The organism is Blastococcus sp. SYSU DS0539 (genome assembly GCF_054050855.1).
This window is the reverse complement of the sequence record NZ_JBJHAF010000007.1, coordinates 169062-181468: the sequence shown is the minus strand read 5'-3', so window position 1 is coordinate 181468 and position 12407 is coordinate 169062. Positions and strand designations below refer to the sequence as shown.

Sequence of the window (12407 nt, the reverse complement as noted above, 5' to 3'; positions counted from 1 at the left end):
GGTTCAGGCGGTGACGGGCGGCTGGGGGAGCTTCTCCTGGGCGAAGAGCGCGACCGCGTACAGGGCCACCGCCGCTCCGGCCATCTCCAGCAGCTCCTCGACCGTGGTCGCCCAGACGTAGCCGGTGCTCAGGTACCCCTGCCCGCCCTCGTAGAAGTGCCCTCCCACGGCCTCCATGCCGATCGCGCCACCGACGTAGAGGAACCCGGCCAGGAGCAGGAGCACCCCGATCCCGCGGGGGAGGTGCCAGACGAACGGTGCGTAGAAGAGCGCGAGGACGACGACCAGCGGAGCGGCGATGAGGATCCACGGGAAGGTGAAGGCTCCTTCCGCCTCCACCACCTGGGCCATGAAGGGCATCGTCTCCTCGTGCAGGGCGGCCAGTTCGTCGACCGACAGGTACAGGAAGATGACGGCCAGGAACGTCCACCGCCAGCCGGCCCCGACCCCGCAGCGCCGGAACTGCGCCGCGATACCGGCGCAGACGGCGGCGACGCCGACGAGCAGCAGCACGGTGAACCAGGTGGGGACGTTGGTCTCGCCGTCGGTGTTGAAGAGCCGGTAGAGCAGCGGGTACCCGGCGAAGGGGGCGCCGAGCTCCTCCAGCGGCGCCGGTGCGCCCGCGGTCAGCAGCCGCAGCCAGATCGAGAGGCCGTTCAGTACGGCGACCCCGACGCCTCCCGCCACGAGCAGGGTGAACGGGCGAACGGCAGGCAGCATCGAGCGTCGGACTCCTGGGGCGGACGTGGCGTGGACGGGCGCTCGCCCAGCGGCGCCCCGACGTCCCACCGTATCGCCGTCGCCCGGCCGCCGCGCTCGCACGCCGGGAGGACGACGACCGGGCCGGTGCCTCAGCCGCGCAGGTCGAAGCCCAGGTCGAGCACCGGGGCGCTGTGCGTCAGCGCGCCGACGGCCAGGTAGTCGACGCCGGTGGCGGCGACCTCGGGCGCCCGCTCGAGCGACAGCCCGCCGCTCGCCTCCAGCCGGACGCCGGTCCCGCGCACCAGCGCCACCGCCGCCTGCGTGTCGGCGAGCCCGAAGTTGTCCAGCAGCACCAGTTCGACGCCGGCCGCCACCGCTTCGCGGACCTGGTCGAGGGTGTCGCACTCGACCTCCAGGGGGACGGCGGGGGAGTGGGCGCGCACCGCCTCGACGGCCGCGGTGATCCCACCGGCGGCGGCGACGTGGTTGTCCTTGACCAGGGCGGCGTCGCCCAGCGCCATGCGGTGGTTGACCCCGCCGCCGCAGCGGACGGCGTACTTCTCCAGTATCCGCAGGCCCGGGGTGGTCTTGCGGGTGTCGCGGATCGCGGCCCCCGTGCCCGCCACCGCGTCCACCCAGCGGCGGGTCAGCGTGGCGACGCCGGAGAGCCGGCCGACGAGGTTGAGCGCCGTCCGCTCGGCGGTGAGCAGCGTGCGGGTGGGGCCGGTGATGCCGAGGACGGGAGCGTGCGGGCGCGCGGCCATCCCGTCGGCCGCGTGCAGCGCCACCTCGACGTCGCTCCCGCCGACGATCTCGAAGACCGCCGCCGCGACCGGGATGCCGGCCAGCACCCCGGCCGACCGGGGGACGACCTCCCCGGTGGCGCGGGCGCCGGCGGGCACCGTGGCCAGGGTGGTGACGTCGGGGCCGAGCGCGAGGTCCTCGTCGAGCGCCCGCCGGATCACCCGCTCCACGGTCGCCGGGTCCAGGCCGCCGTCGCGCAGCACGTCGGCCAGCTCCGTGCGCAGCGGGAACCACTCGGTGCCGGTCATGCCACTCCCTGGGTCTGCTCGGTGCCGGGCGCGCCGAGGGGCACGGTGCGGGTGTGCAGCCGGCCGGCGGCGTCGACGCGGTGCGCGAGCCGCACCTGCCACTCGGGGCGGGTGCCGGGCGCGTCCGCGCGGCGGTGGCAGCCGCGGCTCTCCGGGCGGGCCAGCGCGGCGGCGGCCAGCAGGGTTGCGACGGTGTGCACCGCCGTGGCCTCGACGGCGGCGAGGTCCAGCGGTCGGCCGGTGGGCAGCCGGGCGACGCCGGCGAGGATGCCGGTCAGCTCGGTGAGCCCGGCGGCGGTGCGGACGACGCCGGCGTGCCGGCTGGTGGCCGCGCCGATCGCCGGGCGCGCGCCGGGGTCGACCGCCCAGGAGGCGAAGGGCCCACCCCCGGTCGGCGCCGCCGGTGCGCCCTGCGGCAGCTCGGCGGTGAGCAGGGCGGCGCAGCGGCGGGCGGCGACCAGCCCCTCGGTGATGGAGTTCGAGGCCAGCCGGTTGGCGCCGTGCACGCCGGTGCAGGCGACCTCGCCGACGGCGTAGAGGCCGGGGACGCCGGTGCGGCCGTCGAGGTCGGCGAGCACCCCGCCGCAGGTGTAGTGCGCGCCGGGCGTCACGGGCACCGGCGCGGTGGCCGGGTCGACGCCGGCCTCCCGGCAGGCCCGCACGATGCCCGGGAAGCGGCGGGTCAGGAACGCAGCGCCCAGGCCGGTCGCGTCGAGGAACACGCAGTCCTCGCCGGTGGCCGCCAGGTGCGCGGCGATCGTCGCGGAGACGACGTCGCGCGGGGCGAGGTCGGCCAGCGGGTGGGCGCCCGGCATGATCCGGGCACCTGCGCCGTCGACCAGCACGGCGCCCTCGCCGCGCACCGCCTCGCTCACCAGCACCTGCTGGCCGCGCGCGCCCGGCCCCTGCCACAGCACGGTGGGGTGGAACTGGACCATCTCCACGTCGGCGACCTCGGCCCCGGCGCGCAGGGCGAGGGCGAGACCGTCGCCGGTCGCGCCGGCCGGGCTGGTGGCCGCGGCGTAGGCCTGCCCGTACCCGCCGGTGGCCAGGACGACGGCGTGCGCGCGCAGGTCCCCGGCGCCGGTCAGGCCGCCGCCGGCGGCGACGCGGGCGACCCGCAGGCCGACCACCGTGCCGTCGGCGGTGCGCAGCGCGTCGAGCGCGACGGTGTGCTCGAGGACCTCGACCCCGGCGTTCCGCAGCGCCTCGACCAGCGTGCGGGTGACCTCGGCGCCGCTGGCGTCGCCACCGGCGTGCACGATCCGGTCCCGGCTGTGCCCGCCCTCTCGGGTGAGCGCCGGGCGGCCCGCCGGATCGAGGTCCAGCCGGGCCCCGAGGTCCTGCAGCAGTGAGATCGCGCGCGGCGCCTCGGCGACCAGCGTGGCCACGGCGTCGGCGTCGCAGAGCCCGGCACCGGCGTCGAGGGTGTCCTGCAGGTGCAGCGCGGCGGCGTCGTCTGCACCGAGGACGGCGGCGAGGCCGCCCTGCGCCCAGCGGGTGCTGCCCTCGCCCAGCGCGCCCTTGGTGACGACGGCGACCCGCCGACCGGCCCCGGCCAGCGCCAGCGCCGTCATCAGCCCGGCGGCGCCGCTGCCCACGACGACGACGTCGACGCCGGTGGACCAGCCGGCCGCGGGCAACGGCAGCGCCGGGGCGACGGCGGGGGCGACCGGCGCGGTGCGGCGGGGCCCCACGGTCACTCGCCGACCAGCGAGGGGGTGCCGAGGGCGATCATCGCCTCGACGGCCGACCGGGCGCGGGCGGCGACGTCGGCGTCGACGGTGACCTCGTCGCGGCCCTCGCGCAGCGCGCGCAGCAGCTTCTCCGGCGTCGACATCTTCATGTAGGGGCACTCGGCGCGCGGGTTGACCGCCTCGAAGGCGGCCGCGGGGTTGGCCTGGCGCAGCTGGTGCAGCATGCCGATCTCGGTGGCGACCAGCACGCGCTTCGCCGTCGTCCGCTTCGCCTGGTCGAGCATCGCGCCGGTGGAGAGGACGTGCACCCGGTCCGACGGCAGGTCGCCCTGGCCGACCATCCAGAGCGCGCTGGTGGCGCAGCCGCACTCGGGGTGCACCAGCACCTCGGCGTCGGGCGCGTCCTCGATGCTCTGCCGCAGGTCGGTGGGGGAGATGCCGGCGTGCACGTGGCACTCGCCCATCCAGATACGCATGTTCTGCCGGCCGGTGACCCGCTGGACGTGAGCGCCGAGGAACTGGTCGGGGAGGAACAGCACCTCGCGGTCGGCGGGGATCGACTCGACCACCTCGACGGCGTTGGACGAGGTGCAGCAGATGTCGGTCTCGGCCTTCACCTCGGCGGTGGTGTTGACGTAGGAGACGACGGCGGCGCCGGGGTGCTCCGCCTTCCACGCGCGCAGCTGGTCGGCGGTGATCGTGTCGGCCAGCGAGCAGCCGGCGGCGGCGTCGGGCACCAGGACGGTCTTCTCCGGCGCCAGGATCTTCGCGGTCTCGGCCATGAAGTGGACGCCGGCGAAGACGATCGTGCTCGCGGTGCTGGCCGCGGCGATGCGCGACAGGGCGAGGGAGTCGCCCACGTGGTCGGCGACGTCCTGGATCTGCGCGGCCTGGTAGTTGTGCGCCAGGACGACGGCGTCGCGCTCGGCGGCCAGCCGGCGGACCTCGTCGCGCCAGTCCTGCCACTGCTCCGGCGTCCACTGCGCGGCGGGCGGGGCGGAGAGCGTTGCGGTCACCAGGGCCTCCGGTGGAGTGGGGTTTCGTACTCAGAGGCGAAAACCTCTGCTCCGAAACCTAGCATGGGTTCCGTGACATCCGTGTGGTCCTCGCCGGAGCGGCCGGCCTACCCCCACCAGGCGCTCGCCGTGGTGCTGCAGGTCCGCGCCGGCCGGCTGCACGGGATGCTCTGGCGGCGGGCCAAGGAGCCCTTCGCCGGGACGTGGGCGCTGCCGGGCGGTCCGTTGCTGCCCGAGGAGACCCTCGGGGCCTCGGTCGGCCGGCAGCTGGCGTCCAAGGTGGAGGTGGCGCAGCTGGCGCACCTCGAGCAGCTGGAGACCCGCAGCGATCCGCACCGCGACCCGCGCAGCCGGACCGTCGCGACTGCCTACCTGGGGCTGATCCCCGGCGACCTCGACCCGGTGCTGCCCGACGACACCGCGTGGCACCCGGTGGACGCGCTGCCGGAGACGGCGTTCGACCACGGCTCGATCGTGGGCTCGGCGCTGGAGCGGCTGCGGGCGAAGCTGTCCTACACCAACGTCGCCTTCGCCCTGGCCCCGCCGGTGTTCAGCATCGCGGAGCTGCGCGAGATCTACGTGGCCGCGCTCGGCTACGAGGTCACCGCCACCAACCTGCAGCGGGTGCTGCTGCGCCGCGGCGTCCTCGAGGCGACGGGCGAGACGGCGGCGTCAGGGCGGGCGGGTGGCCGGCCGGCGGCGCTCTACCGGTTCGTCACCTCGTCGATCGAGGTCACCGACCCGTTCGCCGTCCTGAAGCCACCGAACGCTCGCTGACCATCCAGCTCACGCCGTTCCGAGACGGCGACGGCGGGCGCTCGCCCGCGCCGTCGGCGGGTCGCCGCCGGACCGGCCCCGCTCGGGGTGGGGCGCGGACCTATTGACCAAGCGTGGCCGAGTCTTTACGTTCAGCCTTCATTTCTGCTCACGGGGGTTTCGTTGCTTTCTCGTTCCCTGCCGGGTGCCCGCGTGCGGAGGTCGGGCGTGGTCGTCACGCTGACCGCCGCCCTGCTCGGCCCGGCCCTGCCGTCCGCCCTCGCGGACGACTTCACCTCTCCGGCCACCGGGACCCGAAGCGTGGTCGGCGCCATCCTCGCCAACTACCGGGCGCTCGGGGGTCCCGCCGGGGTCCTCGGCTACCCGACGACGGACGAGCTGCCCACCCGCAACGGCATCGGGCGGTACAACCACTTCCAGCGCGGCTCCATCTACTGGCTGCCGTCGACCGGCGCGCACGAGGTCCGCGGTGGGATCCGCCAGGAGTGGGCGGCCACCGGCTGGGAGAACGGCCCGCTGGGCTTCCCGGTCACCGGGGAGCTCCCGACGCGCCAGGCCGGCGCCGCCTACAGCACGTTCCAGTTCGGCTCGATCTACTGGTCCGCGGGCACCGGCGCGCACGCCGTGCGTGGCGCCATCAGGGACCGCTGGGCCGCCGCCGGCTGGGAGAACGGCCAGCTGGGGTTCCCGGTCACCGGTGAACTGCCGACCGCCGACGGCCGGGGCGCGTACAACCACTTCCAGCGCGGGTCGATCTACTGGTCGGCGGGCACCGGAGCCCAGATCGTGCTCGGCGCCATCCGGGACGCCTGGGCCGAGATGGGCTGGGAGAACGGCGCGCTCGGCTACCCGACCTCCGGTGAGTACCGCTACGGCGGGGGCGTCCGCCAGGACTTCCAGAACGGCAGCCTCACGTGGACCGCGGCCGGCGGCACGGTCCCGGAGGTGACGATCCGGGGGAGCGGCACCACCGTGGTGTCCCTGGCGAAGGGGGCCACGCCGATGGTCGCAGAGCTCACGTACTCGGGTCCTTACGACAACTTCGTGGTGTGGGGGCTCGGGGCGGACTACGAGCCGCAGGATCTGCTGGCCAACGAGGTGAGCACGAGCTACAGCGCCGTGGTGCCCCTCGACTTCGCCGTGTGGGGACCCCAGCGCACCCGCGGCTTCGAGGTGGAGTCGTCGGGGGAGTGGACCATCCGCACCATGCCGCTGTCGGCGGTCTGGTCGTACGGCAAGGGCAGCCGGGTCGACGGGCACCGCAGCACGGTGTGGCGCTACTCCGGGCCCGCGGGCATCGCGCACATCACCGGCTCGTCGAGCGGCTACTTCGGCGTGAAGACGTACGACGCGTCCACCGGTTACGGCGACCTGCTCGCCAACGAGATCGGGTCGTGGAGCGGGAGCGTCCCGATCAGCGGGAACGTCTACGTGGAGGTCGAGAGCGACGGCCCCTGGAGCATCACGGTCGACTAGCGCGCGACGCCGGGGCCTGTCGCCCCGTCCCGCCCGCGAGCGGACGGTCCGCTCCTGACCGCACCACCGCCCCCGCCGGTCTCCATGACGGCGGGGGCTCGGTCGTCCACGGCGTCCCGGGACCCGGATGCGCGGCGAGGGGGCGCCAGTCGAGGAGTCGACCGGCGCGCCTCTGCCCACCGGTGGGCCGGTCTGTGCGGCGCCGATGCCGCCGGCGCCGCGCCGCGTCCGACGGCGGCAGAGCCCATGATCACGAACGGGTGAACGTCGGGAAAGCCGGTTTGGTCAGGACGTGGAGGTGGCTACCTGCCGCGCCGACTGCAGCCCGCAGGGACCGAACGGAGACGCACGTGCTCATCCTTGGCCTGATCCTGCTCTTGCTCGGCTTCTTCCTCGACATCTCGATCCTCTGGACGATCGGGATCATCCTCCTCGTCGTCGGGGCCGTCCTCTACGTGCTCGGTGCCACCGGGCGTGCCGTCGGAGGGCGGAAACACTACTTCTGACCCCGCGGTGCACGTCTCCTCGTCGAGACGTGCGCCGGTGACGTGGTGGGACGGCGAACCCCCGGCTGCACGGCGCGGCCGGGGGTTCGCCGTCGTCCGGGCGGTGGACCCGACCGGGCCCGGGCCCGGCGCGCTGAGGTCACCGCGTCCGGATCACTCGCCGGTGGCCCCGTCCAGGGCTTCGCGCAGCAGGTCGGCGTGGCCGTTGTGCCGGGCGTACTCCTCGACCAGGTGGAGCAGGATCCAGCGCAGCGAGAAGGTGTCGTCGCGGCCCCACGGCTGGTCCTCGGTGTCGAGGGGCAGCCGGCGGGTGACCTCGCCGACCGCGTCGGCCGCCGCGCGCCAGGTCCTCCATCCCGCGGCCACGTCGTCCGCCGTGACGGTGTCCGGATCGACGCGGAACTGCTCGTCGTCCTCCCGGACGACGTCGGGCCACAGGTCGTGCGGGAGGCCGCCGAAGCCGACGAGCCAGCCGGTCTCCACCGCCGCGAGGTGGCGCACCAGGCCCAGGAGCGTGAGCTCGGAGGTCGGCACGGCGGGGGTGGCCAGCTGCCGGGGCGTCAGCTCGGCGCACTTCCACTCCAGCGTCTGCCGGTGGTACTCCAGGAAGCCGGTCAGCAGCGTCGTCTCGTCACCGGTCAGCGCGGGCTCGGTGCGGTGGTCGGCAGGGGCCATGGAGACCTCTCCTACGGGTCGGGGCGCGTGTGGGCGCGCTCGCCGCGCATCCTGCGGCACGCATCCGACATCCGGGGTGCCGGTGGTCGCGCCCCGGTGCGCGCGGCCACCCGCCGCAATGTGCGCGCCCGGCAGGGATCGAACCTGCGACCAAGTGCTTAGAAGCTGTAGGGGCCCCAGCGCTGTGCGGCAAGGCATCTTTGCAGGTCGTTGACCGGCAGCTTTCAGCGTGCCGGGCACAATTATCCGGCCACTGGATCCGGACAACCGAGGTTTCCTCGCGGCCCAGAATGACCACGCTGAAGGCGGCGGGTCAAGAGGCGCTCTCGGAGGCCAAGCCAGCCACGCTCCTACCCCCGGTGGGGGTCCCTCCCCGGGTGCTCCACGACGAAGGTGGTCCCGTCGGGGCACTGGGCCTGGAGGAACCAGCCTTGGGCGCCGCCGCAGCTATAGTCGGTGCGGGCCGGTGGGCTGGCTGGCCCTGGACGGCGACCTCCTCAACCGATCCCCGCGGTCCCGTCGGCCAGGTCCCGAAGCTGCTCGGCCGAACGGCGCGGTTCCCTGGCGCCTCGCCGCTCGGGGCGGTCGCGCGGGTCAGTAGAGGTAGCGGTCGATGCCGGAGCCGTGCGCCCAGATGTGGTTCATGCGGTCGGCGGTGCGGGCGTGGGCGGCTTCCTCGGCGTCAGTGAGCACGCAGTCGGTGCCGAGCGGGGTGGTCCGCAGCCGGGTGATGAGCAGTCGGGTGTCGTCGGTGGGGGCGAGGTCGAGCAGGCCGGCCAGCCGTGCAAGGAGCGAGACCAGCTCGGTGCGGTCTGTCCGGCGGTAGCCGCTGCCGAGCTGCTCGGCGAAGGTGCTGACCAGGTCGGCGATCTCGGGGTTCAGCGCCGAATTCCCGAGTGCCGCGGCGGTTGCAGAGAGGACGTTGATGTCGGCGGTGGGGAGGGTGAGCGCGGTGAGCGGCGCGTGCTCGTGGCGGCCCTCCGGGGCGAGCAGCCGGCCGCGCCAGGGTTCTCGGGACTGGGTGGGCGCGAGTGCGCTGAGCAGGCGCTGCACGGCGGCGAGGGCGACCCGGCCGGCGAACGGCGGCGGCAGCCGCAGCGGCTCCGTGCCGGCGCTCGGGTCCTGCCGGTCGTCGTCCTCCCACGTGCCCAGACACAGCAGGATCTCCTCCAGGGCGCGCAGCGGCGCCAGCGGCTCGCCGTCGAGGTCGACGACGAGCACGGTGCGCTGCCCTGGCGGGGTTTCCTCGCTCGGTCCGGGGTGACCGGTCGGCTGCTCAGTCACGGACGGACCACCGCTCGGTGGCCGACCGGCCGGTCATGCCGGTGACCCGGCCGATGTCGGCCCACGAGGCTCCGGCGGCGAGTGCGGCGCGCACCGCCTCGTCCAGCGCCCGGGCTGCGGCGGCCTGCCGGGCGGCGGTCGCCTCGACGTCCTCGAGGGCTTGCCATCCGGCGATGTGCCGGAGCCAGTCCTGCCGCACCCGGTTCTCGTCGGCGGCTTCCAGATCGGCCCACGGGCCGGTGACGGCCAGCCGCTGCGCCGCAGGGTCGGCCAGCTCCGGTGGTACGCGGGTCCAGGGGGTGCCGCGCCAGCCGCAGGTGCAGCCGGCGACCCAGCCGACGACCGCGGCATCGGGGAGCCAGTCCTCGGCCTGCTCGGTCACCTCCAGGCCAACCTCGCCGCTGGTGGGGGGGTGCACGATCCCGTCGCCGCGTAGAAGCGTGCCGTCGGACCAGATGCCCTCGGCGGTGGAGCCGTCGCGGTAGGTCAGCCGTACCCGGTCGCCGTCGCACGGTTCGTCGCCGGGCCGGCGGGCGATCAGTACCCCGCGGGCGCTGCTGGAGCCGGCGCCTTGCGCGCCGTCGGCGAACAAGGGCACCACCCAGCCTTCGTGCTCCTGGTCGTCCACGACCGGTCCTATCCATCCCATCGCTCCTCCTCTCGGTGATGTGAGCGTCGCCGTTCCGGCGCCTGCAGTGGCCTGTCCTGTTCGGTTCTGTGGACGGCCGTCGTTGTCCACAGCCGGGGGGCCACCAGGCCGCACCGTGCGCCCGCAGTCCGATGCGGCCCCGTGTCCGGTCCAGCCGCTCTCCGCCAGGCGCGGGGCTATCGGCGCGGGGCCTGGTCGGCTTGTGCGTCGATCCAGCAGCGCAAATCGGCGCGGCGGTAGAGGACGCGCCGGCCGAGTCGGAAGCTGTTCGGGCCGGTGCCGAGGTGTCGCCAGTAGCGGAGGGTGGCGACTGGGGCGCGGAGCACGTCCGCGGCCTCGGTGATGGTGAGCAGTTCGGGCTCGTGGTCGTCGGTGGGGTCGGGCATGGCTGGCTCCCGGAGGCGGTCGGTGGTGGGCGGTGGTCTCACCACAGAAGGCGCCATTTCGGGCCCGGTGGTGACACCTCACAGCCAGCCTTGACCGGATGTCTCCGGTTGTTCTCCTGTAGCGGCCGTTCCTGGCACGTCACCTGCCAGCGATGGAGCCCCTGCATCTGCCGGCGCCGGGGGGCCGCCGGGACAGCCGGTGGACGGCCCCCGGTCCTGCGGCTGGGTTATGTCCCGTCCCGATCAGGGGGTCTCCCGGGACCACCTCCAGTTTCGGCCGGTGCCCGGTTGTCCGCCGCGGCGCTGTCCCTGGCCGAGCTGCTCCGCCCCGCGCTTGTGAGGCACGTTCTCCGGTAGGCCGACGACAGTCGGGGGACCCGTGTTCGCACAGGGACTGGAGGACCACTGGAGGTTCGCGGCTGACCTGGGGTTCCTCCAGTTGTCCTCCTGTTGTCCTCCAGTCAGCCGGTGCAGGCGCGGGCATCGGGGGGCTCGGGTGCAATTGGTCCCGGTGGACGACGGCTCCTGTCCACGACATCCGGACCGACGCCCTCGGGCGGGCGCTGGCCTGGCCACGGTCGACACATGGCGCACGACACCGCACCTCGAGCATGGCGAGACGGCGGAGCCCGTGATCGGTCCGCCAGCGGCTGGTGCCGCGTGTCGGGTGACCAGGGGTCCCTGACCGGTGAGCGCGTCAAATGCAACGTCGCGCCGCGGTCGCTGGGGGAGGGCAGGAGCGCCCTTCGGGCCACGCTGCGCGTGGCGCCGGCTGCGCCGTCGTCAAGGTCCGCCTGCGGCGGGCTGTGCTTGCTGGTCCCCCGACCCGTCCGGCAGCTCAGCGTAGGGGCCTCTCGCGCCGTCTCCTCCCGACCGGACCAAGATCCTTCCGCCCTTCGGGCGCTGCGCTGCGGAAGCAGTCTTGGTCCGGTCGTCCCCCGCCGTCGCTCCCGGCCCCTGAGCAGAGCTCTGTGCCGGACGGGCCGGGGGAATGGGTGGCAGGACACCTACTCCGTAGTCCCTCCCGTACCGGTGTCGGCTCCAGTTCCGGGAGGGTCCAGATGACCAGCACCAGCAGCACAACCAGCAGCGCGGCAAGCGGCACGAGCAGCAGTCGCACCGGCAGGGGAAGCCGGAGTCGGCGACCGCAGCTGAGTCCGGCGCAGCGGGAGGCAGCCGACGCCGCGCGGGCGGCGAAGATCGCCGCCCTGCACGACCAGATCGGCGAGCGCGTCGAGCAGCTGGCCGCCGATCCGCAGTGGCGGGCGATGCTCGATGCCGCCGCCAAGTTCCACACCTACAGCCTGGGCAACCAGCTGCTAATCGAGCTGCAGGCCGCGCGGCTCGGCTTCAGCCCCACCCGCGTGGCCGGGTTCACCACCTGGAAGGCTCTGGGCCGCAGCGTGGTCAAGGGATCCACCGGACTCGCCGTCCTGGCCCCCTGCACCTACACGCCCAAGGACACCCGAGCCGACACCGGGACCGGGCAGGACACCCGTGGGGCCGCCGCCACGACGGCGGCGGGGACGGCGGGGGAGCCGGCCGGTGGGGACGCCGACCTGTCGGCCCGGGGGCGGGTGCTGCGCGGGTTCCGGGTCGCGCACGTCTTCGACGTCTCCCAGACCGAGGGCGACCCGCTGCCCGACATCGCGCCCGAGCTGCTGACCGGTGACGCCCCCGCCGCCCTGTGGGTAGCGCTGGCCGCGCAGGTCGCCGCGCACGGCTACACGCTGAGCCGCGAGGACTGCGGGCAGGCCAACGGCCTCACTGACCCGGCCACCCGCACCGTCCGGGTCCGCCCGGACGTCGCCGACGCGCAGGCGGTCAAGACCCTCGCCCACGAACTGGCGCATATCGAGTGCGGGCACACCGCCGATGGCTATGACTACCGGGGCTGCCGCGGGCGGGCGGAGGCCGAGGCCGAGTCGGTCGCCTACATCGTCACCGCCTGGGCCGGGCTGGACGCCGGCGCCTACACCGTCCCCTACGTCGCCGCCTGGGCGGCCGGGGACGTCGACGTCGTCCGCGCCGCCGCGGCCACGGTGACCGCTGCCGCCCGCCGCATCCTCGACCACCTCGATGGCGCCGAGGGCGCCGAGGACACGCCGGGGGATGGGGAAACCGCCCCGCCTGACGGACCGGTCGCGCAGCCCGGGGGCGCCCGCGTCCTCGCCACTGCCTGACCGG

12 protein-coding genes are annotated in these 12407 nt (G+C 74.6%); 4 read left to right on the top strand and 8 right to left on the bottom strand.

Annotated elements, in window-relative coordinates; all coding sequences use genetic code 11:
• Positions 1-3: 3 nt before the first annotated feature.
• The 4 genes from ACI790_RS11090 to nadA all read right to left on the bottom strand — a co-directional run bounded on the left by ACI790_RS11090 (position 4) and on the right by nadA (position 4467).
• Positions 4-720, bottom strand: coding sequence for a hypothetical protein (locus ACI790_RS11090; protein WP_456569832.1), 717 nt, complete (start codon positions 718-720; stop codon positions 4-6).
• A 131-nt stretch (positions 721-851) separates the two neighbouring features.
• The gene (gene nadC / locus ACI790_RS11085) at positions 852-1754 is read right to left on the bottom strand and encodes a carboxylating nicotinate-nucleotide diphosphorylase (RefSeq protein ID WP_456569831.1); all 903 of its coding nucleotides are present in this window, start codon (positions 1752-1754) and stop codon (positions 852-854) included.
• Complete coding sequence (locus tag ACI790_RS11080) at positions 1751-3457, bottom strand: L-aspartate oxidase (protein WP_456569830.1); 1707 nt, start codon at positions 3455-3457, stop codon at positions 1751-1753. The genes nadC and ACI790_RS11080 overlap by 4 nt, the downstream gene beginning before the upstream one ends.
• On the bottom strand, positions 3454-4467 hold the full coding sequence (gene nadA / locus ACI790_RS11075; RefSeq protein ID WP_456569829.1) for a quinolinate synthase NadA: 1014 nt from the start codon (positions 4465-4467) through the stop codon (positions 3454-3456). The genes ACI790_RS11080 and nadA overlap by 4 nt, the downstream gene beginning before the upstream one ends.
• Before the next feature lie 63 nt (positions 4468-4530).
• Here nadA and ACI790_RS11070 point away from each other — a divergent pair, with 63 nt between their 5' ends.
• The 3 genes from ACI790_RS11070 to ACI790_RS11060 all read left to right on the top strand — a co-directional run bounded on the left by ACI790_RS11070 (position 4531) and on the right by ACI790_RS11060 (position 7226).
• Positions 4531-5244, top strand: a complete 714-nt coding sequence (locus ACI790_RS11070) for an NUDIX hydrolase (protein WP_456569828.1) — start codon at positions 4531-4533, stop codon at positions 5242-5244.
• 207 nt (positions 5245-5451) lie between these two features.
• A complete protein-coding gene (locus ACI790_RS11065) occupies positions 5452-6720 on the top strand; it encodes an LGFP repeat-containing protein (protein WP_456569827.1) in 1269 nt (422 codons plus the stop codon).
• A gap of 350 nt (positions 6721-7070) precedes the next feature.
• Positions 7071-7226: a DUF6131 family protein gene (locus ACI790_RS11060; RefSeq protein ID WP_456569826.1), complete on the top strand. Its 156-nt coding sequence runs from the start codon at positions 7071-7073 to the stop codon at positions 7224-7226.
• A gap of 153 nt (positions 7227-7379) precedes the next feature.
• Here the strand turns inward: ACI790_RS11060 and ACI790_RS11055 are convergent, their stop codons facing one another.
• From ACI790_RS11055 to ACI790_RS11040, 4 genes are all read right to left on the bottom strand, one after another.
• Positions 7380-7901 carry a DinB family protein gene (locus ACI790_RS11055; protein ID WP_456569825.1) on the bottom strand — a complete coding sequence of 174 codons (522 nt, stop codon included), beginning with the start codon at positions 7899-7901 and terminating at the stop codon, positions 7380-7382.
• Between the two features lie 594 nt (positions 7902-8495).
• On the bottom strand, positions 8496-9185 hold the full coding sequence (locus ACI790_RS11050) for a LuxR family transcriptional regulator (protein WP_347059915.1): 690 nt from the start codon (positions 9183-9185) through the stop codon (positions 8496-8498).
• A complete protein-coding gene (locus ACI790_RS11045; RefSeq protein WP_456569824.1) occupies positions 9178-9834 on the bottom strand; it encodes a hypothetical protein in 657 nt (218 codons plus the stop codon). The genes ACI790_RS11050 and ACI790_RS11045 overlap by 8 nt, the downstream gene beginning before the upstream one ends.
• A gap of 176 nt (positions 9835-10010) precedes the next feature.
• The gene (locus tag ACI790_RS11040; RefSeq protein WP_347059917.1) at positions 10011-10220 is read right to left on the bottom strand and encodes a helix-turn-helix transcriptional regulator; all 210 of its coding nucleotides are present in this window, start codon (positions 10218-10220) and stop codon (positions 10011-10013) included.
• Between the two features lie 1061 nt (positions 10221-11281).
• Between ACI790_RS11040 and ACI790_RS11035 the strand changes: the two genes are divergently transcribed.
• Positions 11282-12403 (top strand): ArdC-like ssDNA-binding domain-containing protein, encoded by a 1122-nt coding sequence (locus ACI790_RS11035; RefSeq protein WP_347059918.1) that lies wholly within the window; start codon positions 11282-11284, stop codon positions 12401-12403.
• The last annotated feature ends 4 nt before the right edge of the window (positions 12404-12407 follow it).